General features: G+C 72.3%; 26 protein-coding genes. 15 read left to right on the plus strand and 11 right to left on the minus strand.

Annotation, left to right across the window (positions count from 1 at the left end):
• Positions 1-10: 10 nt before the first annotated feature.
• Together ACZ5ID_RS34025 and ACZ5ID_RS34030 are read right to left on the minus strand one after the other, a co-directional pair.
• Positions 11-586 carry a DUF1003 domain-containing protein gene (locus tag ACZ5ID_RS34025; RefSeq protein WP_468905854.1) on the minus strand — a complete coding sequence of 192 codons (576 nt, stop codon included), beginning with the start codon at positions 584-586 and terminating at the stop codon, positions 11-13.
• Positions 579-1,850, minus strand: a complete 1,272-nt coding sequence (locus ACZ5ID_RS34030) for a magnesium transporter MgtE N-terminal domain-containing protein (protein WP_468905856.1) — start codon at positions 1,848-1,850, stop codon at positions 579-581. Before ACZ5ID_RS34030 ends, ACZ5ID_RS34025 begins: the two co-directional genes overlap by 8 nt.
• Positions 1,851-2,065: 215 nt before the next feature.
• Between ACZ5ID_RS34030 and ACZ5ID_RS34035 the strand changes: the two genes are divergently transcribed.
• Positions 2,066-2,821, plus strand: coding sequence for a hypothetical protein (locus ACZ5ID_RS34035; protein WP_468905859.1), 756 nt, complete (start codon positions 2,066-2,068; stop codon positions 2,819-2,821).
• 68 nt (positions 2,822-2,889) lie between these two features.
• Here ACZ5ID_RS34035 and ACZ5ID_RS34040 read toward each other — a convergent pair whose 3' ends face one another.
• The gene (locus ACZ5ID_RS34040; protein ID WP_468905861.1) at positions 2,890-3,411 is read right to left on the minus strand and encodes a hypothetical protein; all 522 of its coding nucleotides are present in this window, start codon (positions 3,409-3,411) and stop codon (positions 2,890-2,892) included.
• A 99-nt stretch (positions 3,412-3,510) separates the two neighbouring features.
• On the opposite strand from ACZ5ID_RS34040, the gene ACZ5ID_RS34045 reads away from it, so the two are divergent.
• The gene (locus ACZ5ID_RS34045; protein ID WP_468905863.1) at positions 3,511-4,449 is read left to right on the plus strand and encodes a DMT family transporter; all 939 of its coding nucleotides are present in this window, start codon (positions 3,511-3,513) and stop codon (positions 4,447-4,449) included.
• Here the strand turns inward: ACZ5ID_RS34045 and ACZ5ID_RS34050 are convergent.
• The gene (locus tag ACZ5ID_RS34050) at positions 4,427-5,554 is read right to left on the minus strand and encodes a magnesium and cobalt transport protein CorA (RefSeq protein ID WP_468905865.1); all 1,128 of its coding nucleotides are present in this window, start codon (positions 5,552-5,554) and stop codon (positions 4,427-4,429) included. The two genes, ACZ5ID_RS34045 and ACZ5ID_RS34050, sit on opposite strands and share 23 nt — an antisense overlap.
• Positions 5,555-5,982: 428 nt before the next feature.
• Here ACZ5ID_RS34050 and ACZ5ID_RS34055 point away from each other — a divergent pair, with 428 nt between their 5' ends.
• The 4 genes from ACZ5ID_RS34055 (at position 5,983) to ACZ5ID_RS34070 (ending at position 8,977) form a co-directional block, all read left to right on the plus strand.
• On the plus strand, positions 5,983-6,567 hold the full coding sequence (locus ACZ5ID_RS34055) for a suppressor of fused domain protein (protein WP_468905867.1): 585 nt from the start codon (positions 5,983-5,985) through the stop codon (positions 6,565-6,567).
• A gap of 92 nt (positions 6,568-6,659) precedes the next feature.
• A complete protein-coding gene (locus ACZ5ID_RS34060) occupies positions 6,660-7,310 on the plus strand; it encodes a DUF6758 family protein (protein WP_406555286.1) in 651 nt (216 codons plus the stop codon).
• 87 nt (positions 7,311-7,397) lie between these two features.
• Positions 7,398-8,261 (plus strand): PHP domain-containing protein, encoded by an 864-nt coding sequence (locus tag ACZ5ID_RS34065; protein ID WP_468905871.1) that lies wholly within the window; start codon positions 7,398-7,400, stop codon positions 8,259-8,261.
• A gap of 110 nt (positions 8,262-8,371) precedes the next feature.
• Complete coding sequence (locus tag ACZ5ID_RS34070) at positions 8,372-8,977, plus strand: MarC family protein (RefSeq protein ID WP_406555284.1); 606 nt, start codon at positions 8,372-8,374, stop codon at positions 8,975-8,977.
• Between the two features lie 84 nt (positions 8,978-9,061).
• Here ACZ5ID_RS34070 and ACZ5ID_RS34075 read toward each other — a convergent pair whose 3' ends face one another.
• Positions 9,062-9,214: a hypothetical protein gene (locus tag ACZ5ID_RS34075; RefSeq protein ID WP_389890294.1), complete on the minus strand. Its 153-nt coding sequence runs from the start codon at positions 9,212-9,214 to the stop codon at positions 9,062-9,064.
• A gap of 197 nt (positions 9,215-9,411) precedes the next feature.
• Between ACZ5ID_RS34075 and ACZ5ID_RS34080 the strand changes: the two genes are divergently transcribed.
• Positions 9,412-10,389: an NYN domain-containing protein gene (locus ACZ5ID_RS34080; RefSeq protein WP_468905875.1), complete on the plus strand. Its 978-nt coding sequence runs from the start codon at positions 9,412-9,414 to the stop codon at positions 10,387-10,389.
• A 325-nt stretch (positions 10,390-10,714) separates the two neighbouring features.
• Here ACZ5ID_RS34080 and ACZ5ID_RS34085 read toward each other — a convergent pair whose 3' ends face one another.
• Together ACZ5ID_RS34085 and ACZ5ID_RS34090 are read right to left on the minus strand one after the other, a co-directional pair.
• Entirely contained in the window at positions 10,715-11,584 is an 870-nt protein-coding gene (locus ACZ5ID_RS34085) for an alpha/beta fold hydrolase (RefSeq protein WP_468905878.1), read from the minus strand.
• Between the two features lie 111 nt (positions 11,585-11,695).
• Positions 11,696-13,939: a DEAD/DEAH box helicase gene (locus ACZ5ID_RS34090; RefSeq protein ID WP_468905881.1), complete on the minus strand. Its 2,244-nt coding sequence runs from the start codon at positions 13,937-13,939 to the stop codon at positions 11,696-11,698.
• A gap of 315 nt (positions 13,940-14,254) precedes the next feature.
• On the opposite strand from ACZ5ID_RS34090, the gene ACZ5ID_RS34095 reads away from it, so the two are divergent.
• Entirely contained in the window at positions 14,255-15,097 is an 843-nt protein-coding gene (locus ACZ5ID_RS34095) for a ferritin-like fold-containing protein (RefSeq protein ID WP_468905883.1), read from the plus strand.
• A gap of 22 nt (positions 15,098-15,119) precedes the next feature.
• Here ACZ5ID_RS34095 and ACZ5ID_RS34100 read toward each other — a convergent pair whose 3' ends face one another.
• From ACZ5ID_RS34100 to ACZ5ID_RS34115, 4 genes are all read right to left on the minus strand, one after another.
• Positions 15,120-15,383: a hypothetical protein gene (locus tag ACZ5ID_RS34100; RefSeq protein ID WP_468905885.1), complete on the minus strand. Its 264-nt coding sequence runs from the start codon at positions 15,381-15,383 to the stop codon at positions 15,120-15,122.
• A 228-nt stretch (positions 15,384-15,611) separates the two neighbouring features.
• Positions 15,612-15,839, minus strand: coding sequence for a DUF3107 domain-containing protein (locus ACZ5ID_RS34105; protein WP_406555155.1), 228 nt, complete (start codon positions 15,837-15,839; stop codon positions 15,612-15,614).
• A 133-nt stretch (positions 15,840-15,972) separates the two neighbouring features.
• On the minus strand, positions 15,973-16,614 hold the full coding sequence (locus ACZ5ID_RS34110) for a TetR/AcrR family transcriptional regulator (RefSeq protein ID WP_468905888.1): 642 nt from the start codon (positions 16,612-16,614) through the stop codon (positions 15,973-15,975).
• A 146-nt stretch (positions 16,615-16,760) separates the two neighbouring features.
• Positions 16,761-16,991, minus strand: coding sequence for a hypothetical protein (locus ACZ5ID_RS34115; protein WP_468905891.1), 231 nt, complete (start codon positions 16,989-16,991; stop codon positions 16,761-16,763).
• 118 nt (positions 16,992-17,109) lie between these two features.
• Between ACZ5ID_RS34115 and ACZ5ID_RS34120 the strand changes: the two genes are divergently transcribed.
• The 7 genes from ACZ5ID_RS34120 to ACZ5ID_RS34150 all read left to right on the plus strand — a co-directional run bounded on the left by ACZ5ID_RS34120 (position 17,110) and on the right by ACZ5ID_RS34150 (position 25,303).
• Positions 17,110-18,078, plus strand: a complete 969-nt coding sequence (locus tag ACZ5ID_RS34120) for an alpha/beta fold hydrolase (protein ID WP_468905893.1) — start codon at positions 17,110-17,112, stop codon at positions 18,076-18,078.
• Positions 18,079-18,086: 8 nt separating this feature from the next.
• The gene (locus ACZ5ID_RS34125; protein ID WP_468905896.1) at positions 18,087-19,571 is read left to right on the plus strand and encodes a DUF3152 domain-containing protein; all 1,485 of its coding nucleotides are present in this window, start codon (positions 18,087-18,089) and stop codon (positions 19,569-19,571) included.
• An 88-nt stretch (positions 19,572-19,659) separates the two neighbouring features.
• Positions 19,660-19,755 (plus strand): Ms4533A family Cys-rich leader peptide, encoded by a 96-nt coding sequence (locus tag ACZ5ID_RS34130; protein ID WP_361387202.1) that lies wholly within the window; start codon positions 19,660-19,662, stop codon positions 19,753-19,755.
• Positions 19,756-19,930: 175 nt separating this feature from the next.
• Positions 19,931-21,652: an ABC transporter substrate-binding protein gene (locus ACZ5ID_RS34135; RefSeq protein ID WP_468905899.1), complete on the plus strand. Its 1,722-nt coding sequence runs from the start codon at positions 19,931-19,933 to the stop codon at positions 21,650-21,652.
• A gap of 2 nt (positions 21,653-21,654) precedes the next feature.
• Positions 21,655-22,686 (plus strand): ABC transporter permease, encoded by a 1,032-nt coding sequence (locus ACZ5ID_RS34140; protein ID WP_468905901.1) that lies wholly within the window; start codon positions 21,655-21,657, stop codon positions 22,684-22,686.
• Positions 22,683-23,672: an ABC transporter permease gene (locus ACZ5ID_RS34145; RefSeq protein WP_468905904.1), complete on the plus strand. Its 990-nt coding sequence runs from the start codon at positions 22,683-22,685 to the stop codon at positions 23,670-23,672. The genes ACZ5ID_RS34140 and ACZ5ID_RS34145 overlap by 4 nt, the downstream gene beginning before the upstream one ends.
• Positions 23,669-25,303 (plus strand): dipeptide ABC transporter ATP-binding protein, encoded by a 1,635-nt coding sequence (locus ACZ5ID_RS34150; RefSeq protein WP_468905907.1) that lies wholly within the window; start codon positions 23,669-23,671, stop codon positions 25,301-25,303. Before ACZ5ID_RS34145 ends, ACZ5ID_RS34150 begins: the two co-directional genes overlap by 4 nt.
• Positions 25,304-25,486 lie beyond the last annotated feature (183 nt).

A 25,486-nucleotide genomic window follows, 5' to 3' on the forward strand; every position in this document is an offset into this window, starting at 1 on the left:
CCGGAAAGGCCTAACGGCGGTCGGCTTCGTCACTTCCGTGCGGGGCCTCCGGCGGGAATACCACGCGCCGGTCCTCCATCTCCTTGATCATGTCCTGCAGTTCCGAGCGGATCCAGTCGCGGGTGGCGACCTCGCCGAGGCCCATCCGCAGCGCGGCGATCTCCCGGGTGAGGTACTCGGTGTCGGCGATGGAGCGCTCGTTGGACTTGCGGTCCTGCTCCAGGTTGACCCGGTCGCGGTCGTCCTGCCGGTTCTGCGCGAGCAGGATCAGCGGGGCCGCGTACGAGGCCTGGAGGGAGAGGGCCAGGGTCAGGAAGATGAACGGGTACTGATCGAAGCGGAGCGGGGCCGGCGCGAAGATGTTCCAGACCACCCACAGGATGATCACCAGGGTCATCCAGACGATGAACCGTCCGGTGCCCAGGAAGCGGGCGATCTTCTCGGAGAAGCGGCCGAACGCCTCCGGGTCGTACTCGGGCAGCAGGCGCCGCCGGGGGGCGCGCGGCTGGTCGAGACGGGCGCGCGGGCCGCGCGCGACGGCGCTCGCCCCCGCCGTGCGCATGCGCTCCTCGGTGCGGTCAGCCATCCGTGCCCCCCTCGGCGCCGTGGAACTCCGCCTCGCGCCAGTCCTCGGGCAGCAGGTGGTCCAGGACGTCGTCGACGGTGACCGCGCCCAGCAGGGAGCCGCTGTCGTCCACCACGGGCGCGGCGACCATGTTGTACGCGGCGAGGAACGCGGTCACGGCGGGCAGCGGCGTCTCGGGGGAGAGCGGCGGCAGGTCGGCGTCCACGATCGAGGAGACCAGGGTGAACGGTGGGTCGCGCAGCAGCCGCTGGAAGTGCACCGTGCCCAGGTACTTGCCGGTCGGCGTCTCGTCGGGCGGCCGGCACACGTACACCTGGGCGGCGAGCGCCGGCGAGAGGTCCTGCTGGCGTACGCGCGCGAGGGCGTCGGCGACCGTGGCGTCCGGGCGCAGCACGATCGGCTCGGTGGTCATCAGACCGCCCGCGGTGCGCTCCTCGTACGACAGGAGCCTGCGCACGTCCGCCGCGTCGTCCGGCTGCATCAGGGTGAGCAGGCGCTCCTTGTCCTCCTCGGGCAGCTCCGAGAGCAGGTCGGCGGCGTCGTCGGGGTCCATCGCCTCCAGGACGTCGGCGGCCCGCTCGTCCTTCAGCTTGCCGAGGATCTCCACCTGGTCGTCGTCCGGCAGCTCCTCCATGACGTCCGCGAGCCGGTCGTCGTCGAGGGCGGCGGCCACTTCGCCGCGGCGCTTGGGGGAGAGGTGGTGCAGCACGTTGGCGAGGTCGGCGGGGCGCAGCTGCTCGAAGGTGGCGAGCAGGCTCTCGGCGCCCTGGCCGTGCTCCTCCAGCGAGAAGCCGGTGACGGCCGACCACTCGACGGTCAGGGTCTCGCCCTTGCGCCGCAGGGCGCCGCCCTTGCCGCGCCGTACGAAGACCTTGTCGATCTCCCAGTCGCGGCGGGCGGGCAGTTGCTGGATGGCCACGTCCAGGACCGTCACCTCTTCGCCGCTCTCGACGACGGTGACCCGGCGGTCCAGCAGTTCGCCCAGGACCAGGCGTTCGGTGGGGCGCTGCTCGAAGCGGCGCAGGTTGACCACACCGGTGGTGATGACCTGGCCGGACTCGACGCCGGTGACCCGGGTCATCGGCAGGAAGATCAGCCGGCGGCCGGCCACCTCGACGACGATGCCGAGCAGCCGGGGCGGGCGGCGGCCGACGCGCAGGATGGCGACCAGATCGCGCACCCGGCCCACCTGGTCGCCGTTGGGGTCGAAGACGGCGACGCCGGAGAGGTGCGAGACGAAGATCCGGGGGGCGCCTGCCGCCATGCTGAGCGCCTCCTCTGGGGCGTGATCCGACCCTGTCCAGGCCTGAAATAACGCTGAATATCTGATTCAGGCTAGCCGGTGCCCATCCGGTACGCCCTTGTGGGGGGTCCGTACGGCTCTCTGCCGGCCGGCGTGGACGGCCCGGGTAGGGTGCGGTCTGCCGACCCCGACTTCGCGCCCCCACCTCGCGCGCTTCGACGAAAGGCTGTGTGCCGGTGACCACTCGCTCCCTGTCCGTACGGGCGCGCCGGGCCGCGCTGCCCGTCGCGCTCTGCGCGGGGCTCGCCACGGCTGTCACGGCGTGCTCCTCGGACCCGGACGAGGGGACCAACGGCGTCGGCAAGCTCTCCGCCCCCGAGATCGAGGGCAAGGCGCGCACGGCGGCGGACGGCGCCGACGCGGTGCACCTCAGCGGCACGCTGGTCAGCAAGAGCGGATCGTACAAGATCGACATGTGGCTGAAGAAGAACGGCGCCACCGGCACGGTCACCTCCAAGAACACCACGTTCGGGCTGCTGCGGGTGGGCGACGAGCTCTATCTGAAGGCCGACGCCGGGTTCTGGGCGCACCGGGACGACAAGCACGGCGGTTCGGGGAGCGCGTCCGCCGCGGGCCGACAGCTCGACGACAAGTACGTCAAGGTGCCCTCGGGCGACCCCTCGTACCAGGAGCTGCGCGGTTTCACGGACAAGGGCGCCCTCCTGAAGGGCATGCTCGGGCTCCAGGGCGAGCTGTCCAAGGGCGACCGCTCCAAGGTCGGCGAGGTGGGCACCATCCGCGTCAGGGCGGGCAAGGACGGCGAGAACGGCACGCTCGACGTCTCCCTCCAGGGCACTCCCTACCCCCTGCGCTTCGAGCGGGCGGGCGGCGCGGGCGTGCTCGAACTGGGCGACTGGAACCAGGACTTCCCGCTGGCGGCGCCGGCGAAGGACGCGACGGTGGATTACGGGAGCAGGCTCCCGAAGACGTAGGGCCGCGCGGTGCCGGGTGCGGTGTCGTGCCCCTGCGGACACCGGCCTCCGGGAGGAGTGGGCACCCCTCAGCCCCGCTTGCGCCCCCGCCTCCGCTTCATCAGCAGCCGCGGCAGCGCCGCCGGGACGGGCTCACGCGTGGTGGCCGGGGTCTGTACGGGCGCCGCGGCCAGCGAGCCCGAGGGCATCTCCGTGCGGACCTCGGCCGGGGTGAGGCACAGCACCCGGCACTCCCGCGCCCAGCGGTCCGTCACCGCCTCGCCGTCCGGCGCGTTCAGCCGCTTGGCCTTCAGCTCGGCGGCCACCGCCTCCCACAGCTCGCTCCGTGGCGCGACCTCGCTCACCGCGGCCGTCCAGGCGACCAGCCGGCCGCCCTTGTCCTTGCTGCGGACGGTGACTTCGGCGGTACCGCCGTCCGTCAGGCCCTCCAGCGGCTGCTCGCCGGGGCCACCGCCCACCACGTACGCCGCGCCCTCGTGCCACACGTGCCACAGGGCGCGGTCGGCGGTCCCGGTGCCCCGCACCCAGATCAGCCCGGACTTCTTGGTGGCCTCCTCGACGAGGGCCCGATCCAGCAGCGCAGGTGTCATGGGGGCCACTTTATGGGACGGCCCCGGTCCGGCCCACGGCGTTGTCCACAGCGTGGTCCGACAGTTCCGAAAATATGTTTAGCGCCTTACCCTCGTGCCGTGCCCCGCTCCGCGCCCGCTTCCGCGCCCACCCCCGCGACCGCCGCCGCCCCGGCCCCGGCCGCCGCGCCGCCCGCCCCGCGGGCCGACTTCGCGCTGCTCGCCGTCGCCATCGCCAGTGTGTCGCTCTCCGCGCCGCTCATCGCCGCGACGGCGGCGCCCGCGCTCGCCATCGCGTTCTGGCGCAACGCCATGGCCGTCGGGGTCCTCACTCCGCTGGCCGCGGTCAGGTACCGGGCGCAGCTGCGCGGGCTGACCCGCCGGGAGGTGGGCCTCGCGGTGGCCGCCGGGGCGCTCCTCGCGCTCCACTTCGGGCTCTGGCTGCCGAGCCTGCGGATGACCTCGGTGGCCTCCTCGACCGCGCTGTGCACCACCACGCCGATCTGGACCACCGTCGCCCTGCGTCTGCGCGGCCACCGCCCGCCCGCCATGGTGTGGGCCGGCACGCTGGTCGCCTGCGCGGGCGTGGTGATGCTCACCGGCGTCGACATGACCACCTCGCCGCGCGCCCTCGCCGGTGACGCCCTCGCGCTCGGCGGCGGGGTCGCCGCCGCCGGATACGTACTGCTCGGCGCCGAGGTCCGGCGGACCGTCGACACCGTCCCGTACACCTGCCTCTGTTACGGGACGGCCGCCGCCGGGCTGCTCGCCGCCTGTCTGGCGAGCGGCGCGGACCTCGGCTCGTACTCCGGAGTGACCTGGGCGAAGCTGGCCGCGCTCACCGTCGCCGCCCAACTGCTGGGCCACTCCCTGCTCAACCGGGTGGTGCGGGGCCTGGGCGCGTCCGTGACGTCCACGGCGATCCTCCTGGAGACCCCGGGCGCCGCGCTGATCGCCGCGCTCTGGCTGGGCCAGCAGCCGCCCGCCCTGGCCTGGCCCGCCCTGGTGGTGATCCTCGGCGGGCTCGCGCTCGTCGTCAGAGCCAGCCGTTCCGCTTGAGCGTGCGGTGGATGGCGAGACAGCTGCCGGCGATGGCGGCCAGCACGATCGGGTAGCCGTACTTCCAGTGCAGCTCCGGCATGTGGTCGAAGTTCATGCCGTACACCCCGCACACCATCGTCGGCACGGCGATGATCGCCGCCCATGAGGTGATCTTGCGCATGTCCTCGTTCTGCGCGAACGACGCCTGCGCCAGGTTGGCCTGGAGGATCGAGTTCAGCAGCTCGTCGAAGGCGACCACGTGCTCCTGCACGCGCGCGAGGTGGTCGGCGACGTCGCGGAAGTACTTCTGGATGTCGGGGTCGACCAGCCGCATGGGCCGCTCGCTGAGCAGCTGCATCGGCCGCAGCAGCGGTGAGACCGCCCGCTTGAACTCCAGTACCTCGCGCTTGAGTTGGTAGATCCGCCCGGCGTCAGCGCCGCGCGGACTGCCCTTGGCCGGAGCGGAGAAGACATCGATCTCCACCTCGTCGATGTCGTCCTGCATCGCGTCCACGACCGCCAGATAGCCGTCGACGACCTGGTCCGCGATGGCGTGCAGCACGGCCGAGGGGCCCTTGGCGAGCAGCTCGGGGTCGTCCTGGAGGCGCTTGCGCAGCGCCCGCAGCGAACCCTGGCCGCCGTGCCGGACGGTGATCACGAAGTCCCGGCCGGTGAAGCACATGACCTCGCCGGTCTCCACGACCTCGCTGGTGGCGGTGAGTTCGGCGTGCTCCACGTAGTGGACGGTCTTGAAGACGGTGAAGAGCGTGTCGTCGTACCGCTCCAGCTTGGGCCGCTGGTGGGCGTGGACGGCGTCCTCCACGGCCAGCGGGTGCAGCCCGAACTCGGCGGCGATACCGGCGAATTCGGCCTCGGTCGGCTCGTGCAGCCCGATCCAGGCGAAGCCGCCGTCCTCCTGGACGTACCGCATCGCCTCACGCGGCGTGAGGCACGCGTCGGCCTGGATGCGCAGTCCGTCGCGGTAGACCGCGCAGTCGACGACGGCGCTGCTCGCGGAGGGGTCGCGGGTGGGGTCGTAGGAGTTGTGCGGGACGGTGCTCTTGCGCAGCGACGTACGCAGGGAGGGGCGGACCGCGGCGCGCAGGTCACGGATCATGGACATGGCAGGACTCCTTCACGGAGAGGCCGCCGACGGGCGTGGCACTGCCCGGAATGGGGACGTGACGCGAGAACTTCGTACATCTGGCGTACGTCCGCAAAGCGGGCGGTACCGCGAATGCGGTGACGGCGTTCGCTACTGAAACGGACTGGGCGAGGCGATGTGCTCTTCCGCCGTGCGACATGCCATGGAACTCAGATGTTTCCCGGGGAGACGGCCGGGTATGGAGGTCTCGATCACAGGGAACAACGAAGGCGCACGGAAGAGCGGTTGGTACTGCCAGGCCGACTTCGATCCATCGCAGCCCCACCTCCTCCGGCCGGTCCCCCGTGGGGGACGTTCTGCTGCCCTGAACAGCGGCCAAGACTATCAGCCGGCGCAGGTGTCAAGTCCGTACTTTGCCCGTTCGATACGGCTTCTATGCTCAACTCATGGTTGATGTTCTTGCTCTCGTCGAGGCCAGGCTGCGTACCGCCCTCGGTGAACCGGACGCGCGCGCCGCGGTGACCTTCCTCGGTACCGACCGCGTCGAGGTGCTGCGCTTCGCCGACGGGGACATCGTGCGCTACGCCACACTCGGCATGTCGAACCGGCCCATGACCGACCCGGCCGCCGCCCTCGCCGATCCCGTCGAGGGCCCGCGCGCCGAGCTGGTCCTGTCCGTACGGGCCGGGCTCGCCGACACCGACAAGGTGCTGCGACCGCTCGCCGTCCTCGCCTCCACCCCGCAGGTCGAGGGCGTCGTGGTGGCCCCCGGCGCCTCCCTGGACATCGGGGAACCGCTGTGGCCCGGGGCGCCGTTCAGCTCGGTCCTGGTGGCCGAGCCGGGCGGACTGGTCGAGGACCTGGAGCTCGACGGGCCGATGGACCCGGTCCGCTTCCTGCCGCTGCTGCCCATGACCGCCAACGAGGCGGCCTGGAAGCGGGTGCACGGGGCGCAGGAGCTGGAGGAGCGCTGGCTGGCCAACGGGACGGACCTGCGCGATCCGCTGCGCACCTCGGTGCGCCTGGACTAGTACGGCGTCCGCCCCCGGCCGCCCCATTTGCCACACGCCGGACGGGTGATCGTCCTTGACGCGGCGCGGGACGGGGAGGACCGTTGGCATGTATGAGGGGCGAACCCAGTTGCCCGAAGTGCGGAGGCCGGGTCAGGGCGCCCGGTCTCTTTGCCGACACCTGGCAGTGCGATGTGCACGGGACGGTGCATCCGCTCCAGCCGGTGGTCCCGCCGAGCGTCGAGGCGCTCGGCGTCGTGGTGCACCGGGCGAAGGTGCCCGTCTGGATGCCGTGGCCGCTGCCGATCGGCTGGCTGTACACCGGAGTGGCGTGCGCGGGCGACGACCGCAGCGGCGGGCGCGCCACCGCCGTGGCCTGCTCGGGCCCCGCGCCGCTCGGCGGCATCGGTGAGCTGCTGCTCGTCGCGGAGGAGCTGGGCGTCGGCCTGGGCGCGCGGTACGCGGGCATCGACGGCCCCGACCCCGGCCCGTACATGAACGTCGACAAACCGCCCCACACCAAGGTCCTGGCGGCCGGGCGCCCCACCCCGCTCTGGCACGTCACCGGCACGCCCGACGACCGCGCGGTCTTCGCCGGGGAGGCGCGCGGCCTGTGGCTGTGGGCGATCGTCTGGCCCGAGCAGTCGGGGCTGCTGCTCTACGACGAGCTGGTCCTCACCGATCTGCGCGACGCGGGCGCCGAGGTCGAGCTGCTGCCGTGCGGGGCGCTGTCGCCGCGGATCCTGTCCGGAGGGATGCGGTGACCGCCACAGCCGTGCCGGGCGGGACAGGGGCTACGCGCAGTTATCCTTGACTGTCCCCCCTGCCGTCCCTACGCCCTGGAGTCACGCGTGCGCATCGATCTGCACACCCACTCCACCGCGTCCGACGGCACGGACACCCCGGCCGAGCTCGTCCGCAACGCCGCCGCGGCGGGCCTCGACGTCATCGCGCTCACCGACCACGACACCGCCCGCGGCTACGCGCAGGCGACCGCGGCGCTGCCCGCGGGCCTGACCCTGGTGACCGGCGCCGAGCTCTCCTGCCGGATCGACGGTATCGGCCTGCACATGCTGGCGTACCTCTTCGACCCCGAGGAGCCCGAGCTGGCGCGCGAGCGCGAGCTCGTCCGCGACGACCGGGTGCCGCGCGCGCGGGGAATGGTCGCCAAGCTCCGGGAACTGGGCGTCCCGGTCACCTGGGAGCAGGTGGCGCGGATCGCGGGCGACGGCTCGGTGGGCCGCCCGCACGTCGCCGAGGCGATGGTCGAGCTGGGCGTCGTCGGGTCGGTCTCCGAGGCGTTCGTGCCCGACTGGCTGGCGGACGGCGGACGCGCGTACGTCGGCAAGCACGAGCTCGACCCGTTCGAGGCGGTCCGGCTGGTCAAGGCCGCGGGCGGGGTCACCGTCTTCGCGCACCCGCTCGCCCTCAAGCGCGGCCGGGTCGTGCCCGAGACCGTCATAGCCGAGCTCGCCTCGGCCGGCCTCGACGGCATCGAGGTCGACCACACCGACCACGACGCGTCCTCGCGCGCGAAGCTGCGCTCCCTGGCCGCCGAACTCGGCCTGCTCACCACCGGCTCCAGCGACTACCACGGCGACCGCAAGGCCGTGCGGCTCGGTGAGTGCACCACCGACCCCGAGATCTACGGCGAGATCACCCGCCGTGCGACGGGCGCGTTCCCCGTCCCGGGCGCGGGCGGAACCGGCCGCTAGCCAGGGGCCCGGCCCCTGGCCCTCCCCTCCCTCCCCTCCTTGAAGGACTCCGCTCCGTGCGGGCGTCCTGCCCTGCTCCGTACGTACACCCTCTCCCGCAAGGCACCACCGTGTTCGACGCTGCCGTTTTCGGCTCCCTCTTCCTCACTCTGTTCGTCATCATGGATCCCCCCGGGATCACCCCGATCTTCCTCGCGCTGACCTCCGGGCGCGCCGCCAAGGTGCAGCGCAGGATGGCGTGGCAGGCCGCCGCCGTCGCGCTCGGCGTGATCACCGTGTTCGGTCTGGTGGGCAATCAGATCCTGGCGTATCTGCACATCGACGTTCCCGCGCTGATGATCGCGGGCGGTCTGCTGCTGCTGCTCATCGCGCTCGACCTGCTCACCGGCAAGATGGAGGAGCCGAAGCAGACCAAGGACGTCAACGTGGCGCTGGTGCCGCTGGGCATGCCGCTGCTCGCCGGTCCCGGCGCGATCGTGCAGGTGATCCTGGCGGTCCAGAACCACGACTCGTTCGGCGGCCAGGTGGCGGTGTGGACCGCGATCCTCGCCATGCACATCGTGCTGTGGCTGGTGATGCGGTACTCGCTGCTGATCATCCGGGTCATCAAGGACGGCGGCGTGGTCCTGGTGACGCGGCTCGCGGGCATGATGCTCTCCGCGCTCGCGGTGCAGCAGATCATCAACGGCGTCACCCAGGTGATCCGGGGCGGCTGACCGTACCCGCGCAGCGAAAAGCGCCCCCGCACCGGTGTTCGGTGCGGGGGCGCTCCGGCTTGCCGCGCAGGAGATCCTTACGCGTTACGAAGCCGAGCTTTCGAACGGGCGGATGTAGATGCGCTGGCCGACTGCGGCGGCCTGCTGCACGATCCGGTTGACGGAGGCGGCGTCCACGACGGTGCTGTCCACGGCGGAGCCGTCCACGTCGTTGAGGCGCATGATTTCGAAGCGCATGGCTTCTCCCTTCGTCTGATCCTCCTGAAGGAGAACTGCTGGTGCTGGTGGTACGAGGAACTGGCCCCGTTACGACTGTTACAACGGGTTGCCCTTGGCAAACATTCCCTACGCTAAGGAAATTTTTTCATGGGCTAAATACTGGCGGGTAAGGCACCGGTTGTGAGGCGTACCTCACGCCCCCGAGAATGGGGGCAATGAGCGAAGCAGGCGACATCCCAGGCATCGAGATCCCCGGCGCCGACGCCCCGGGCGTCTCGGACGGCTCCGGCGGCGGTTCCGGCGCCTTTGCCGCGTCCGAGATCGGCGCGCAGCTGGAGCGCACCAACCAGCTGCTGCGGCGGATGCTGGCCGAGGTGGCGAAGACGCCCTCCACGCACGCGATCTTCGTGGACGCGGGCTATGTGTACGCGGCGGCGGGCCTCCTGGTCACCGGGACGGAGGACCGCCGGGCCTTCGACCTCGACGCGGAGGGGCTGATCGAGGCCTTCATCGACAAGGCCCGCACGATCTTCGCGGACAGCCGGCTGCTCCGGGTGTACTGGTACGACGGCGCGCGGCGGCGCATCCACACCACCGAGCAGCAGTCGATCGCCGAGCTGCCGGACGTGAAGGTGCGCCTGGGCAACCTCAACGCCAACAACCAGCAGAAGGGCGTCGACTCCCTGATCCGTTCCGACCTGGAGTCCCTCGCCCGCCACCGCGCGATCAGCGACGCGGCGCTCATCGGTGGCGACGAGGACCTCGTCTCGGCGGTCGAGGCGGCGCAGGGGTACGGGGCGCGGGTCCACCTCTGGGGCATCGAGGCGGCGGAGGGGCGCAACCAGGCGGAGCCGCTGCTGTGGGAGGTCGACAGCCAGCGCACGTTCGACCTGGACTTCTGCAAGCCGTACGTGACGCGGCGGCCGGTGACGATGTACGAGGACAGCGGACCGGCGCCGACGCGGGACGACGTGCGGTTCGTCGGGGCGCGGATCGCGGCGACGTGGCTGTCCGAGCGGGGCCGGGCGTCCCTGGCCCAGCTGCTGCCGGGCCATCCGTACCTCCCCGGCCCGGTCGACCAGGACCTCCTGGTGGAGGCGGAACGCCTGCTCCAGCGGTCCCTGCGGGGCCACGCGGACCTGCGACGAGCGCTGCGGGACGGGTTCTGGCAGCACTTGCAGTCGCAGTACTAGGGGCGGCCTTTTGTGCTTCGTCTGCGGCCCGGTGGAGGGCTGGCCGCGCAGTTCCCCGCGCCCCTGAAGGCCTGCTGCGGCTGCTCTGAGCTCCCTGGCTGCGCCGGACTCCCTCAGGGGCGCGGGGAACTGCGCGAGCGACCCCCACCGGCCGGCAGGCGAACGACGACCTCTAAGGGGCGCGGGGAACTGCGCGACCAGCCCCCACGGTCCGCAGATGAACGACGGCCTTTGAGGGGCGCGGGGAACTGCGCGAGCAACTCCCACCGGGCCGCAGGCGAACGACAGCCTCTCAGGGACCGGGCCCGCCCCCACCACCCCGCTCTCAGGCGACCCGCGCCCCCTCCGTCGCCCAGAACTCCGTCAGGGCCTCCGCCAGAACCTCCGCGTGCGTCACATTGGGGGAGTGGCCCGCGCCCGCGACCACCGTATGCCGCGCCCCCGTGTCCCGTGCCAGCGCCGCGAGCTCCTCCACGGTCCACACCGTCTCCTCGTCCCCGTACGCCACATGCAGCGGCACGGGCAGCGCGGCGATCTGCTCGGTGCGGTCCGGCTCCGTCCGCAACTGGCGTCCCGCCGCTACGAGTTGACCCGTCCGCGTGTTGAACCACCGCACGCGCAGGAACTCCGCGACCTCCGGCGTGTCCGGCTCGTACGCCGGGTCCCGGCTGTCCAGCCACCGCGTCGCCGCCCACACCACCGCCGGGGGCAGCACCGGCAGCGCGGCCCGCAGCAGGCGGATCCTGGCGCGCTGCTCGGGGCCGACATGCCCCGGCCCCGACGCCAGCAGGGTCAACGACGCGAAGGAGCGCGGGGCGAGGCGGACGGCCGCGCGGGCCACCAGACCGCCGAAGGAGTGGCCGACGAGGTGCACGGGCCCGTCCCCCAGCGCCGCCGCCTGCGCCACGACGTCCTCGGCGAGGGTGCGCGGCGTATAGCCGGACGCGCCGCGCGGCCCGGGGCTCTCGTGCTGGCCGCGCCCGTCGACCGCCACCACCCGGTACCCGGCCCGCGCGAGCGGCTCCAGGAGGGCGAGGAAGTCCTCCTTGCTGCCGGTGAAGCCGGGCAGCAGCAGCGCCGTCCCCGCCCTGGGCACGACGGGCTCGCAGTCGAGTACGGCGAAGCGTCCGCGGGGCGTCTCCAACGCGTACGCGCGCGTGCCCGAGGGCAGGGCCAGGGACCGGGGCTTGCTCATACGCCGAGCGTAACCGGGGTGCGCGGGGGCCGGAACGCCACCCCGGACGCACCGCGGCCCGGCACCCCCGTGGGGATGCCGGGCCGACTGAGCGGTGTGCCGAGGCGGTGCTTACGCCTCGGGCGCCGCGGCCTTGCGGGTGCGGGTACGGCGGGGCTTGGGCTCCGCCGCCGCCTCGGGGGCGGCCTCCGCGGTCTTCTTCGCGCGCGTACGACGCGGCTTGGGCTCGGCGGCGACGGACGCCTCGGGCTCGGCCGCGACGGCCTTCTTGCGCGACCGGGCCGGCTGGGCGGCGGCCTCGGCGGCCTTCGCGGCGGCGATCTCCAGGGCGGCCGACTCCGGGGTCAGGAAGCCGACCTCGGAGGAGGCGGCCACCTTGCGCACCCGGCGACGGGGCTTGGCCGGCGCCTCGACGACGGCCTCCACGACCTGCTCCGCCACCTTGCGGGTACGGCGGCGCGGGGCGGCGGCCACCGGCTCGGCGGCGGGGAGCGCGGCCTCGGCGGCGGGCGCCGGGACGACCGGGGCCTCGGCGACGGCCGCGACCTTGCGGGTCCGGGTGCGGCGCGGCTTGGTCTCGGCCTCCGGGGCCTCCACGGCTTCCACCACGGCCTCGGCGGCCGGCTCGGCCACGGTCGCGGACTTGCGGGTCCGGGTGCGGCGCGGCTTGGTCTCGGCCTCCACACCTTCCACCACGGTCTCCGCGGCCGACGGTGCCACCGGCTCGGCGACGGCCACCGCGGCGGTCACGGCCTCGGCGGCCGGGGCCGCCTCCACCGGGGCCACGCCCACACGGGTGCGGCGACGGCGGCGCGGGGTGCGCGGCTCGGTGCTCTCGGTGTGCTCGGCCTCCGGCGCGGCGGCCGGCTGCGCAGCCACGGGCGCCTGGGCGTCCGCCTCGGTCGACGAGCCACCACGGGTACGACGGCGCTGCCGGGGCGTGCGCGGCGCGCGCTCCTCGGTGGCGACCGGCGCGGCGGCGGCGGACTTGCGGCCACGGCCACCCGTCTCGCCCAGGTCCTCCAGCTCCTCGGCCGCCAGACCCGCACGGGTCCGCTCGCCGCGGGGCAGGACACCCTTGGTGCCCACCGGGATGTTGAGCTGCTCGAAGAGGTGCGGCGAGGTCGAGTACGTCTCGACCGGGTCCGGGAAGCCCAGGTCCAGCGCCTTGTTGATCAGCTGCCAGCGCGGGATGTCGTCCCAGTCGACCAGCGTGACCGCGATGCCCTTCTTGCCCGCGCGGCCGGTGCGGCCGATGCGGTGGAGGTAGGTCTTCTCCTCCTCCGGCGACTGGTAGTTGATGACGTGCGTCACACCCTCGACGTCGATGCCGCGGGCGGCGACGTCGGTGCAGACCAGCACGTCCACCTTGCCGTTGCGGAAGGCGCGCAGCGCCTGCTCACGGGCGCCCTGGCCGAGGTCGCCGTGGACCGCGCCGGAGGCGAAGCCGCGCTTGGCGAGCTGCTCGGCGATGTCGGCGGCCGTCCGCTTCGTACGGCAGAAGATCATCGCGAGTCCGCGGCCCTCGGCCTGGAGGATGCGCGCGACGAGCTCCGGCTTGTCCATCGAGTGGGCGCGGAAGACGTGCTGCGCGGTGTTGGCGACGGTCGCGCCCGCGTCGTCCGGCGAGGTGGCGCTGATGTGCGTGGGCTGCGACATGTAGCGACGGGCGAGGCCGATCACGGCGCCCGGCATGGTCGCCGAGAACAGCATGGTCTGGCGCTTCGCCGGAAGCATGTTGATGATCTTCTCGACGTCGGGCAGGAAGCCCAGGTCGAGCATCTCGTCGGCCTCGTCCAGGACGAGCGCGCGGACGTGGGAGAGGTCCAGCTTGCGCTGGCCCGCCAGGTCGAGCAGCCGGCCGGGGGTGCCGACGATCACATCGACGCCCTTCTTGAGGGCCTCGACCTGCGGCTCGTACGCCCGGCCGCCGTAGATGGCGAGCACCCGGACGTTACGGACCTTGCCGGCGGTGAGCAGGTCGTTGGTGACCTGGGTGCAGAGCTCGCGGGTCGGGACCACGACGAGCGCCTGCGGGGCGTCGGTGAGCTGCTCGGGCTTGGCCCGGCCCGCCTCGACGTCCGCGGGGACGGTGACGCGCTCCAGCAGCGGCAGACCGAAACCGAGCGTCTTGCCGGTGCCGGTCTTGGCCTGGCCGATGACGTCGGAGCCGGAGAGCGCGACGGGGAGCGTCATCTCCTGGATGGGGAACGGGGACACGATACCGACGGCCTCAAGGGCTTCGGCGGTCTCGGGGAGGATCCCGAGGTCTCGGAACGTAGTCAGGGTGCTGCCTCTTCTGTGAGACGCGGTACGGAGGCGAACGCGGCGGGTCTTACCGTGCCGTGGGTCCATCCGGCCAGGTGTCGGGGATCGACCGGGCCGGGTGGCGCGGGACCACTGCCGTCGCTCAAGCGCTCGTGCCGCTGAGGGGTCCCTCATCTGCGGTTACGTACTGTCACGTGCCGCACTGGAGGGCTGTCGGGTCGGAGCCGACCGGGCGACCGACCGGGCATCCTCATTCATCAAGCCGCCCGCCGAATACATGATCCTCGGCAGGCTCATTACCACTGTACCCCGGATTCGCGCATGTGTGTCGGGCGAATTCCCGGGAACCGGTCGGGCGCTCTGGCTGACCAGGCCCTTCCGCCCTGCCGGGAGCGGGCTATTGTGCGCTGCATGGAGACGCCTGACAACGCCAACGCGGCCGGAACCGAAGCCGCCGCGCCTGCCACCGACACCGCGGAGAACACCGGGAACACCGGGAACGCAGGGAACGCAGGGAACGCCGAGCACGCCGGGGACGGCGCGGAGCCCACCGGGATCGCCGCCCAGGACTGGGCGACGGCCTCCGCCGAGCCCCAGTACCGGGCCGCCGTGGTGGATCTGCTCGGCGCCCTCGCGTACGGCGAGCTGGCGGCCTTCGAGCGGCTCGCCGACGACGCCAAGCTGGCGCCCTCGCTCGCCGACAAGGCGGAGCTGGCGAAGATGGCCTCGGCCGAGTTCCACCATTTCGAGCGGCTGCGCGACCGCCTCGCCGAGATCGACGCGGAGCCGACCGCCGCGATGGAGCCGTTCGCCAAGGCGCTGGACGACTTCCACCACCAGACCGCTCCGTCGGACTGGCTGGAGGGCCTGGTCAAGGCGTACGTGGGCGACTCGATCGCCAGCGACTTCTACCGCGAGGTGGCGGCCCGGCTCGACTCGGACACCCGCGGTCTGGTGCTCGCGGTGCTCGACGACACCGGCCACGGCAACTTCGCGGTGGAGAAGGTGCGCGCCGCGATCGACGCCGACCCGCGGCTGGGCGGCCGGCTGGCGCTGTGGGCGCGGCGGCTGATGGGCGAGGCACTCTCGCAGGCCCAGCGCGTGGTCGCGGAGCGCGACGCGCTGTCGACGATGCTGGTCGGCGGTATGGCGGACGGCTTCGATCTGGCCGCGGTGGGCGAGATGTTCGCCCGTATCACCAAGGCGCACACCAAGCGCATGGCCGCGCTGGGCCTGGCCGCGTAGGGACGCCGGAGCTACTCGCCGCCTACGCCGCCGAGCGGCGCAGGCGGCCCCTCGGGCGCAGCAGCAGCGACAGTGCGACCACCGCGATGAAGGTGGCGCCGACGATCGTGGTCACCGTGTGCCCGGGGCCCACCGCCGAGTGGGTCAGGAAGGCGCCGAACAGCGCGCCGAGCGAGCCCACCGCGAAAACGGTTCGCCGCTCGGGCAGGCGGTGTGACAGACGGGATGCGGCGGTCCAGGCGAGGGCGATGCCGAGCATGACGGAGCCGAGCGCTTCCAGGAGCATGTACGTCCCTCCCGCGATGTGTGATCAGGGCTGTCGGTCACCAGCCGTCCTACCCGAGCCTCGCGGAACGCAACCCTCCCCTCACCGTGTGGAGCACAGCGGGGGCACAGCCACCGGCCGGCGCACCGCGCGCGAGCGGCGCGGAAGCGCGAAAACGCGAGTCGCGAAAAGGGGAGCGGCCCGGCGGTCGATGACCGCCGGGCCGCTCTCTTGTTCCCGCTTACGGGGCTACAGCTGGCCGAAGCCCACCCGGCGAACCGTCGGCTCGCCGATCTCCACGTACGCGATCCGGTCGGCCGGCACGAGGACCTTGCGGCCCTTGTCGTCCTGGAGGCTGAGCAGCTGCGCCTTGCCGGCGAGGGCGCCGGCTACCGCGCTCTCGACCTCTTCGGCGGACTGCCCGCTCTCCAGAACGATCTCCCGGGGTGCGTGCTGCACGCCGATCTTGACCTCCACGGCTATGTCCCTCCGACGGTCTGCGGTGCGCGGTCAGCCGCGCCGTACCCCGCACACATTAGCCCGGAGAGGGGACCCGGACGGGCGCGGCGCCGCACGCTAGGAGCGAACACCCGCGCCCCGCAGGCGCTGTTCAGTGGCCTTCGGTGGCGTGCAGCGGGAAGCCCGCGATACCGCGCCAGGCCAGCGAGGTGAGCAGCTGCACCGCCTTGCCGCGGGGGATCTTCGACTCACTGGAGAGCCAGTAGCGGGCGACCACCTGCGAGACCCCGCCCAGGCCGACGGCCAGCAGCATCGACTCGTCCTTGGACAGACCGGTGTCCTCGGCGATCACGTCCGAGATCGCCTCGGCGCACTGTAGGCTGACCCGCTCCACGCGCTCGCGCACGGCGGGCTCGTTGGTCAGGTCGGACTCGAAGACCAGGCGGAACGCGCCGCCCTCGTCCTCCACGTACGCGAAGTAGGCGTCCATGGTCGCGGCGACCCGCAGCTTGTTGTCGCTGGTGGAGGCGAGCGCCGTGCGCACGGCCTGGAGCAGCGCCTCGCAGTGCTGGTCGAGCAGGGCCAGGTACAGCTCCAGCTTTCCGGGGAAGTGCTGGTAGAGGACCGGCTTGGAGACACCGGCCCGCTCCGCGATGTCGTCCATCGCGGCCGAGTGGTACCCCTGTGCGACGAAGACTTCCTGGGCCGCGCCCAGAAGCTGATTGCGGCGGGCCCGGCGGGGCAGGCGCGTGCCTCGCGGGCGCGCCGCCTCGGTCTGCTCGATGGCTGTCACGCCGCCTCCCAAAAATTGATCTCGTGCGCGAAGGACGCGCGCCGCCATCGTACTTTTGGGTAACCCGGCTGTGCGCGGTGCGCACGCAGAATTTCACGGACCGGACGCGCTGGGTAGCGGGAGATACGCCCCGTTATCCGAACGAATCAGCGGTAGTCGTCCTCGTCGAGGGCCACCACACGTGCCTGTTCGACCGCGTCGGCCTCGTTCGCCTCTCCGGGGTCGACCCGGGAGAGCGGCTCGTCGCGGTCCTGCCGCACCTCGGTGTGCTGCTCGGCCGCGTCCGCCTCGGGCGTCTCCTCGTCGAGCTCCACCGGGCCGGCTTCTTCCTGGAAATCTTCCTCGAACATTTCGGGATCACTGGGGTCGACGGGCATGATTGCTCCCTTTTCGAGGGCTTGATATCGAGCCTATGGGCTAGGTCTGCGCACCGCTATGCGATCTGTGACGGCGAACACACGAACCACGGTGTGATCGTCTCGTAACATTGCCCGCATGTCCTCGACCGAGCTGCCGGAAACCCTTGCCGCCGCTGCCGCCCCGGTACCCCGGGTGGGCGCGGTCCGGGTGGCGGACGGTGAAGAGCTGCGCCCGGTGAGTCTGCCCGGGCTGACGCTGAACATCCGCACCCGTCCCGGTACCCGCTCCGGGCTTCCCCCCGCCCTGTTCGTGCACGGGCTCGGCGGCTCCTCGCAGAACTGGTCCGCCCTGATGCCGCTGCTGGCGGAGACGGTGGACTGCGAGGCCGTGGACCTGCCCGGCTTCGGGGACTCCGCGCCGCCGGACGACGGCGACTACTCGGTCACCGGCCACGCGCGCGCGCTGATCCGGCTGCTGGACGCCGAGGGGCGCGGGCCCGTCCACCTCGTCGGGAACTCGCTGGGCGGCGCGATCGTCACCCGGGTCGCGGCGGTCCGCCCCGACCTGGTCCGCACCCTCACCCTGATATCGCCCGCGCTCCCCGAACTCCGCGCCCAGCGCACCGCCTGGCCCACCGCCCTGCTCGCGGTGCCGGGGGCCGCCGCGCTGTTCGCGCGGATGACCAAGGACTGGACGGTCGAGCAGCGTACGCGCGCCGCGATGGCCCTCTGTTACGGCGAACCGGGCCGGGTGAGCCCCGAGGCCTTCCGGGCGGCGGTCGAGGAGATGGAGCGCCGCCTCGGGATGCCGTACTTCTGGGACGCGATGGTCCGCTCGGCGCGGGGCGTGGTGAACGCGTACACCCTGGGCGGACAGCACGGGCTGTGGCGGCAGGCCGAGCGCGTGCTCGCCCCCACCCTGCTGGTGTACGGCGGCCGGGACCGGCTCGTCGCCTTCCGGATGGCCCGCAGAGCCGCCGCCGCGTTCCGCGGGTCGAGACTGCTGACCCTGCCCGACGCCGGGCACCTGGCGATGTTGGAGTACCCGGAGGCGGTCGCGCAGGCCTTCCGGGACCTGGTCGACGACTGCGGAAACAGGAGCTGATCCGGGGCGTGGGACGACACAGCCGACCCAGGGGCGCCGCGGGCACTCCCGAAGCCACCCGAAGCGCCGACGCCACCGGGCCCCAGCCCGTGGCGGAGGGCGCGCAGCCGGCGGGCAGACGCCGCCGCGCCGACGGCCCGACGACCGGTCCGCTGCCGCGGAGCCGGCCGGTTGCGGGCACCTCCGCCCCGCACCAGGGCGGCACCACCCCCGCGCACGGCGTGCCGGTCCGCGGCGGCCACCCCGAGCACCACGAGGGCGGTGGCGGCTGGGGCGAGACCCCGGCGCCCGGCGCCGGCGCTCCGGCGCGCCCCGGTCCCGGTGTCCGAATACCGGGACCCCGGCGCGAGTACGTGGACGCCTTCGACGGCGCCGGGTGGACGGACACCGGCACGCACCGCGTGGCCGGTCCGGCGGACACCGGCGGCCACCGCGCCGCGGCCACGGACACCGGCACCCACCCCGGGGCCACGGCCGCTCCCGCCGACCCGGGCGCCCCGCACCGGCCGGACCCGACGGGCACCGGCTCCCGCCGCCGGATGGTGGTGGCCGACACGGGCGAGCAGCGCAGGATCGTTCCCGCGCCCACCGCGGCGCGACCGGCCGCCGTACCCGCTCCCGCTCCCGCCCCGGCCCCCGAGCGGGCCGAGCCGGAGGACGAGCGGAAGACCGCCCAAAAGGGCCGGTCCGTCAAGGGCCGTACGCTCACCGGGATCGCCGCCGCGGCCGTCACCACCGTGCTCGCGGTCGTGGTGGCCGGCCAGGTCACCTCCGACGACGGCCACCGCGCCGGCGCGGTGGCCGCCGACGGGAACGGCCGCGCGGACGAGGGGCCGGCCTCCCGCTCCAAGGACCGCTCGACGCCCCAGCAGGCGGCCCCGGCCAAGCCCGCCACGTTCGAGCAGAAGATGGCCCTGCAGTACCCGATCGACCCCAAGCTGAAAGGTTCCGGCGAGTTCGAGGTGGTGCCCGGATTCGCGGCGGCGCCGGGCAAGGGGCGCAAGTACCGCTACCGGGTGGACATCGAGAAGGGCCTCGAACTGGACGGCGCCCTCTTCGCGGAGGCCGTGCAGAAGACCCTCAACGACGACCGCAGCTGGGCGCACGACGGGGCGAAGACCTTCGAACGCGTCTCCTCCGGCAAGCCCGACTTCGTGGTGACCCTGGCGAGCCCCGGCACCACCGGGACCTGGTGCGCCAAGTCCGAGCTGGACGTGACCGAGGAGAACGTCTCCTGCGACTCGGCCGCCACCGAGCGCGTGATGATCAACGCGTTCCGCTGGGCGCAGGGCTCGGAGACCTTCGGGGCGCAGGCGATGTTCGCCTACCGGCAGATGCTCATCAACCACGAGGTGGGACACCGGCTCGGCCACGGACATGTGAGCTGTCGCACTCCGGGCGCACTGGCTCCGGTGATGCAGCAGCAGACCAAGTCCTTGGACATAGACGGGATCAAGTGCCGTCCCAACCCATGGGTCTACCCGACTGGTTGAGACCAGTCCGGCCCTGCTGTCCACACTGTGGGACGACTGTCTCAATCTCGGTTGACAGTGGACAGCGGGGCTTTGCATAGTTCTCGACATGCCGCACCGCCCCGTCACCCCCGAACGCGCCGCCATCGAGCTGGCGCTGATCGGCGTGACCGGGCTCTGCGTAGCCGACATTCACTGTTGCTGACGCCCACTCGCGCGCAGTTTTTTCCTCTCTGCGCCCGGGTACTTCCGTCTTTGCTCATCCGCGCGGGCGCAGCACTCCCTCTTGTCCGAAGGCCATGACGTCGTCATGGGCCGGGACAGACGCCCGCGTCCGTTTCGTCCCTGCCCGGCAGTCACCCCGAGAGGTCTTCATTCCGATGCGCCAGATGTCCGGAAACGTCGCAAGAGCGGCAGCGATAGCCGTGGTTCTCGCCGTGGGCGCCGTCGCCTGCGGCCCCGACGACAGTGGCGCCAAGAACGCCGGCGGCGGGTCGGACGCCAAGCCCGCCAAGGGCGGCACGCTCTCCGTCCTCAACAACGAGCCGCAGACCGACTTCGACCCGGCGCGGCTCTACACCTCCGGCGGCGGAAACGTTCCGTCCCTGGTGTTCCGTACGCTCACCACCCGCAACCGCGAGGCCGGCGCCGAGGGCACCAAGGTCGTCCCGGACCTCGCCACCGACACCGGCAAGCCCAACGCCGACGCCACGGTGTGGACGTACACCCTCAAGGACGGCCTCAAGTACGAGGACGGCACGCCGATCACGACGGCCGACATCAAGTACGGCATCGAGCGGTCCTTCGCGGCCGAGCTCTCCGGCGGCGCGCCCTATCTGCGCGACTGGCTGGTCGGCGGCGACAAGTACGAGGGTCCCTACAAGGACGGCGGCAAGGGCCTCGCCTCCATCGAGACGCCCGACGCCAAGACCATCGTCTTCCACCTGAACAAGCCCGAGGGCGAGTTCCCGTACCTGGCGACCCAGACCCAGTTCGCGCCGGTCCCCAAGGCCAAGGACACCGGCACCAAGTACGAGTCGCACCCCGTCTCCTCCGGCCCGTACAAGGTCGTCAAGAACGAGAACGACGGCGAGCACCTGGTCCTGGAGCGCAACCCGAACTGGTCCGAGGCCACCGACGCCGAGCGCAAGGCCTACCCGGACAGCATCGACGTGCGCTCCGGCATCGACGCCTCCGTCATCAACCAGCGCCTGTCCGCCTCCCAGGGACCGGACTCGGCCGCCGTCACCACCGACACCAACCTCGGCCCGGCCGAGCTCGCCAAGGTCGGCGGTGACAAGGCGCTCGCCGCGCGCGTGGGCACCGGCCACTTCGGCTACACCAACTACATTGGCTTCAACCCGAAGGTGAAGCCGTTCGACGACCCGAAGGTGCGCCAGGCCATCGCGTACGCCGTGGACCGCAGCTCGGTGATCAACGCGGTCGGCGGCTCCTCGCTCGCCGAGCCCGCCACCACCTTCCTGCCGAACCAGAAGGCGTTCGGGCACGCCGACTTCGACCTCTTCCCGGCGGGCGACTCCGGCAACGCGGCCAAGGCCAAGGAGCTCCTGAAGGAGGCGGGCCACCCGGACGGTCTGACCGTCACGCTCACCCACACCAACGCAAAGGGCGGCCCCAAGGGCCCCGAGGTCGCGACCGCACTCCAGGACGCCCTGAAGAAGGCCGGCATCACGGTCAAGCTCCAGGGCCTGGAGGCCAACGACTACAACGACACCATCCAGAGCGTCGAGAAGGAGCCCGGCTTCTTCCTGCGCGGCTGGGGCGCCGACTGGCCCTCCGGCGGTCCGTTCCTCGCGCCGATCTTCGACGGCCGCCAGATCGTCAAGGACGGCGCCAACTTCAACACCGGCTTCCTTGACGACCCGGCCGTCAACAAGGAGGTCGACGAGATCAACAAGCTCACCGACCTGGCGGCTGCCGCACCGCGCTGGGGCGCCCTCGACAAGAAGATCGGTGAGCAGGCCGTGGTGGTCCCGCTCTTCCACCCGGTCTACAAGCGGCTCGTCGGCAAGGACATCAAGAACGTCGTCATCAGCGACTGGACCGGTGTGCTCGACATCTCGCAGGTAGCGGTCAAGTAGTCATGAGCAGTGAGGCCTTGTTGGCCTCGGAGACGGGAGCGGCCCCCCTGGTCGCTCCCGCCTCGGGGGCCCGTCAGTTCTGGCAGCGGCTGCGCGCCCAGCGCGCCGTGACCGTCGCCGCCGTCGTCTTCGCGCTGCTCGTGCTCGTTGCGCTCGCCGCGCCCCTGCTCACCGCCCTGGAGGGGCAGGACCCCAACGCCTTCCACCCGACCCTGATCGACTCCGCCGCCGGCGGCGTGCCCAAGGGCGCGTTCGGCGGCGTCAGCGGCGACCACTGGCTCGGCGTGGAACCGCAGACCGGCCGCGACCTGTTCGCCCGGCTCGTCTACGGAGCCCGGGTCTCGCTCGGCGTCGCCTTCATCGCCACCCTGGTGCAGGTGCTGATCGGGGTGAGCCTCGGACTGCTCGCCGCGCTCGGCGGACGCTGGGCCGACCAGGTCATCAGCCGGTTCACCGACGTGGTGGTGGCGCTGCCGCTGCTCGTCATCGGCCTCGGCCTGATCGCGGTCGTACCCGACTCGGTGCCGCGCCCGGTCCTGATCACCGGCGTCATCGCGGTCGTCGGCTGGTCCGGCACCTCCAAGATCGTGCGCTCCTCGGCGCTCAGCCTCAAGTCCCTGGACTACGTCTCGGCGGCCCGGCTCAGCGGCTGGGGCCGGTTCGCGGTCGCCCGGCGCGAGCTGCTGCCCGCGCTCGCCGCGCCCGTCATCACCTACGGCGTGCTGCTGGTGCCCGCCAACGTCTCCATCGAGGCGGCGCTCTCCTTCCTCGGCGTCGGCATCAAGCCGCCCACGCCCTCCTGGGGGCAGATGCTGACCGAGGCCAACACCTGGTACCAGTCGGCGCCCACGTATCTGCTGCTGCCCGCCGGCTTCCTGTTCGTGACCGTCCTCTCCCTCACCGTCGTCGGCGAGGGCGTGCGCACCGCGCTCGACCCGAGGGCCGCCTCCCGGCTCAAGGTCGGCGTCACCTCCCGCAAGGACGCCAGGAACCGCAAGAACGCCGCCACATCCCCCAAGGAGGCCACGAAGTGACGGGCTTCCTGCTGCGGCGGCTCGGCGGCGCGGTCTTCGTGCTGCTCGCCCTCTCCGTCGTCGTCTACCTCGTCTTCTACGCCGCTCCCGGCAACGTCGCCCAGATCGTCTGCGGCGAGCGCTGCTCCCCGGCCCAGGTGGCCCAGGTGCACGACCGCCTCCAGCTCGGCGACCCCCTTTACGTCCAGTACTGGCACTTCCTCCAGGGGCTCTTCGCCGGACGGGACTTCTCCTCCGGCGTCGGCGTCGTCCACTGCGACGCGCCCTGCCTCGGCCTGTCCTACCGCCAGGACTCGCCGGTCACCGACATCCTCTCGAACAAGCTGCCCGTCACCGGCTCGCTGGTCCTCGGCGCGTTCGTGCTGTGGATCGTGCTCGGCGTCGGCACCGGCCTGCTCTCCGCGTGGAAGCGCGGCGGCACGGTCGAGCGGACCCTGACCGGTCTCACGCTCATCGGGTTCTCCACCCCGGTCTTCGTGATCGGCCTGGTGCTGATCATCGTCTTCTGCTCGACGCTCGGCTGGCTGCCGTTCCCGCAGTACACCGCCTTCTCGGACAACCCCGAGCAGTGGTTCTGGGGGCTGCTGCTGCCGTGGATCTCGCTGGCCCTGATCGAGAGCGCCAAGTACGCGCGCCTGGTGCGCAGCTCCATGCTGGAGACCCTCGCCGAGGACCATGTGCGCACCTTTAGGGCGTACGGACTCACCGAACGGGCCATCGTCGGCAAGCACGCCCTGCGCGGCGCGGTCGCCCCCGTCATCGCGCTCAGCGCCCTGGACGCGGGCTCCATGTTCGGCGGCGCCGTGCTCACCGAGTCGCTCTTCGGCATCCAGGGCATCGGCAAGCTCCTGGTGGACTCGGTCCGCCACGTCGACCTGCCCGTCGTGGTCGGCGTCGTCATGACGACCGGGTTCTTCGTCGTACTGGCCAATGCCGTCGCGGACGCGCTGTACGCGATGGCCGACCGACGGGTGGTGCTGTCATGACCGAGCCCCAGGCGCAGAACCCCGCGCCCCTGGTGGAGGTCACCGGCCTCTCCGTCGCCTTCGGCGAAACCCGGGCCGTGGACGGGCTCTCCTTCACCCTGGCTCCCGGCGCCGCCCTCGGTGTCGTCGGCGAGTCCGGCTCCGGCAAGAGCGCCTCCGCCTACGCCCTGCTCGGCCTGCACCGGGGCACCGGCGCCCTGGTCGAGGGGAGCGTGAAGGTCGCGGGCACCGACGTCCAGCAGGCCTCCGACGCCGAACTGCGGCGGCTGCGCGGGGGAGTGGCGGCGATGGTCTTCCAGGACCCGCTCTCCTCCCTCGACCCGTACTACGCCATCGGCGACCAGATCGCCGAGGTGTACCGGGTGCACCGGGGCGGTACCAAGCGGGCCGCACGCGCGCGTGCCGTGGAGGTGCTCGACCGCGTCGGCATCCCCGACGCCGCCCGCAGGGCGCGCTCGCGCCCGCACGAGTTCTCCGGCGGTATGCGCCAGCGCGCCCTCATCGCGATGGCCCTGGCCTGCGAGCCCCGGCTCCTGATCGCGGACGAGCCGACCACCGCCCTCGACGTCACCGTCCAGGCCCAGATCCTCGACCTGCTGCACGGGCTGCGCCAGGAGACCGGGATGGGCCTGCTGCTGGTCACCCACGACGTGGGCGTGGCGGCGGAGAGCGTCGACGACGTCCTGGTCATGCGCCGGGGCCGCGCCGTCGAGCGCGGACCCGTACGGGACGTGCTGGGCGCGCCGAAGGCCGCGTACACCAAGGAACTGCTCTCGGCGGTGCCGCGTCTGGACGCGGCCAGGCCGGAGGCCTCGGCCGCCGGTGAGCCGCTGCTCGAAGCGCGCGACCTGCGCAAGGTGTTCGGGCGCGGCAAGTCGGCGTTCACCGCCGTCGACGGGGTCTCGCTCACCGTGCGGCGCGGCGAGACGCTCGGCGTGGTCGGGGAGAGCGGCAGCGGCAAGACGACGCTCGGCCGGATGCTGGTGGGCCTGCTCGACACCACCTCCGGCACGATCCGCCGCGACGGCACGGCCGTGCAGATGGTCTTCCAGGACCCGATCGCCTCGCTCAACCCCCGGCGCTCGATCGGTGAGTCGGTGGCCGACCCGCTGCGCGCCTCGGGCGTACGGGACGAGCGGCGCATCCGCGCGCGCGTGGGCGAGCTCCTGGAGCGGGTCGGCCTCGACCCCGACCGCTACGACCGCTACCCGCACGAGTTCAGCGGCGGCCAGCGCCAGCGCGTCGGCATCGCCCGCGCGCTCGCGGCCGAACCGCAGCTGATCGTCTGCGACGAGCCGGTGTCCGCGCTCGACGTGACCACCCAGGCCCATGTCACCGGGCTGCTCGCCGAGTTGCAGCGCGAACTCGGGCTCGGACTCGTCTTCATCGCGCACGACCTCGCCGTCGTCCGGCAGGTCAGTGACCGGGTCGCGGTGATGCGCCGGGGCCGGATCGTGGAGGAGGGCGCCGTGGACGACGTGTACGGATCGCCCCAGGACCCGTACACGCGGCAGCTCCTCGCGGCCGTGCCGACGGTCGATCCGGTGCTGGCCGCGGTGCGCCGCGCCGCCCGCAAGGAGCTGCGCGAGCAGGCGCCGGAGCAGAACCTCGGTGAGGTGGCCGCCGCCTGACACTCCGTTACTCTCCCGCCCCGTAGCGCGACGGAACGCCACCGGGGTGCGAAAGTTACGTGCATTCACCCCTTCCGGTGGGGGGGGGGGGGAAAAAACACCCCACCCCCCCCCCCCCCCCCCCCCCCTTCCCCCCCCCCCCCCCCCCTTCTCCCACAAAGCAACCCACCAACAAAGGCAGGG

This window comes from Streptomyces sp. NPDC031670 (genome assembly GCF_055580545.1).

What these genes read in the sequence shown, in the direction of transcription:
- ACZ5ID_RS34150 (WP_468905907.1), top strand. Translation starts at nt 23,669, where the DNA reads ATGACCGAGCCCCAGGCGCAGAACCCCGCGCCCCTGGTGGAGGTCACC.
- ACZ5ID_RS34120 (WP_468905893.1), top strand. Translation starts at nt 17,110, where the DNA reads ATGTCCTCGACCGAGCTGCCGGAAACCCTTGCCGCCGCTGCCGCCCCG.
- ACZ5ID_RS34025 (WP_468905854.1), bottom strand. Translation starts at nt 586, where the DNA reads ATGGCTGACCGCACCGAGGAGCGCATGCGCACGGCGGGGGCGAGCGCC.
- ACZ5ID_RS34135 (WP_468905899.1), top strand. Translation starts at nt 19,931, where the DNA reads ATGCGCCAGATGTCCGGAAACGTCGCAAGAGCGGCAGCGATAGCCGTG.
- ACZ5ID_RS34050 (WP_468905865.1), bottom strand. Translation starts at nt 5,554, where the DNA reads ATGTCCATGATCCGTGACCTGCGCGCCGCGGTCCGCCCCTCCCTGCGT.
- ACZ5ID_RS34060 (WP_406555286.1), top strand. Translation starts at nt 6,660, where the DNA reads ATGAGGGGCGAACCCAGTTGCCCGAAGTGCGGAGGCCGGGTCAGGGCG.
- ACZ5ID_RS34115 (WP_468905891.1), bottom strand. Translation starts at nt 16,991, where the DNA reads ATGCCCGTCGACCCCAGTGATCCCGAAATGTTCGAGGAAGATTTCCAG.
- ACZ5ID_RS34055 (WP_468905867.1), top strand. Translation starts at nt 5,983, where the DNA reads ATGGTTGATGTTCTTGCTCTCGTCGAGGCCAGGCTGCGTACCGCCCTC.
- ACZ5ID_RS34090 (WP_468905881.1), bottom strand. Translation starts at nt 13,939, where the DNA reads ATGGACCCACGGCACGGTAAGACCCGCCGCGTTCGCCTCCGTACCGCG.
- ACZ5ID_RS34030 (WP_468905856.1), bottom strand. Translation starts at nt 1,850, where the DNA reads ATGGCGGCAGGCGCCCCCCGGATCTTCGTCTCGCACCTCTCCGGCGTC.
- ACZ5ID_RS34100 (WP_468905885.1), bottom strand. Translation starts at nt 15,383, where the DNA reads ATGCTCCTGGAAGCGCTCGGCTCCGTCATGCTCGGCATCGCCCTCGCC.
- ACZ5ID_RS34140 (WP_468905901.1), top strand. Translation starts at nt 21,655, where the DNA reads ATGAGCAGTGAGGCCTTGTTGGCCTCGGAGACGGGAGCGGCCCCCCTG.
- ACZ5ID_RS34075 (WP_389890294.1), bottom strand. Translation starts at nt 9,214, where the DNA reads ATGCGCTTCGAAATCATGCGCCTCAACGACGTGGACGGCTCCGCCGTG.
- ACZ5ID_RS34040 (WP_468905861.1), bottom strand. Translation starts at nt 3,411, where the DNA reads ATGACACCTGCGCTGCTGGATCGGGCCCTCGTCGAGGAGGCCACCAAG.
- ACZ5ID_RS34130 (WP_361387202.1), top strand. Translation starts at nt 19,660, where the DNA reads ATGCCGCACCGCCCCGTCACCCCCGAACGCGCCGCCATCGAGCTGGCG.
- ACZ5ID_RS34085 (WP_468905878.1), bottom strand. Translation starts at nt 11,584, where the DNA reads ATGAGCAAGCCCCGGTCCCTGGCCCTGCCCTCGGGCACGCGCGCGTAC.
- ACZ5ID_RS34080 (WP_468905875.1), top strand. Translation starts at nt 9,412, where the DNA reads ATGAGCGAAGCAGGCGACATCCCAGGCATCGAGATCCCCGGCGCCGAC.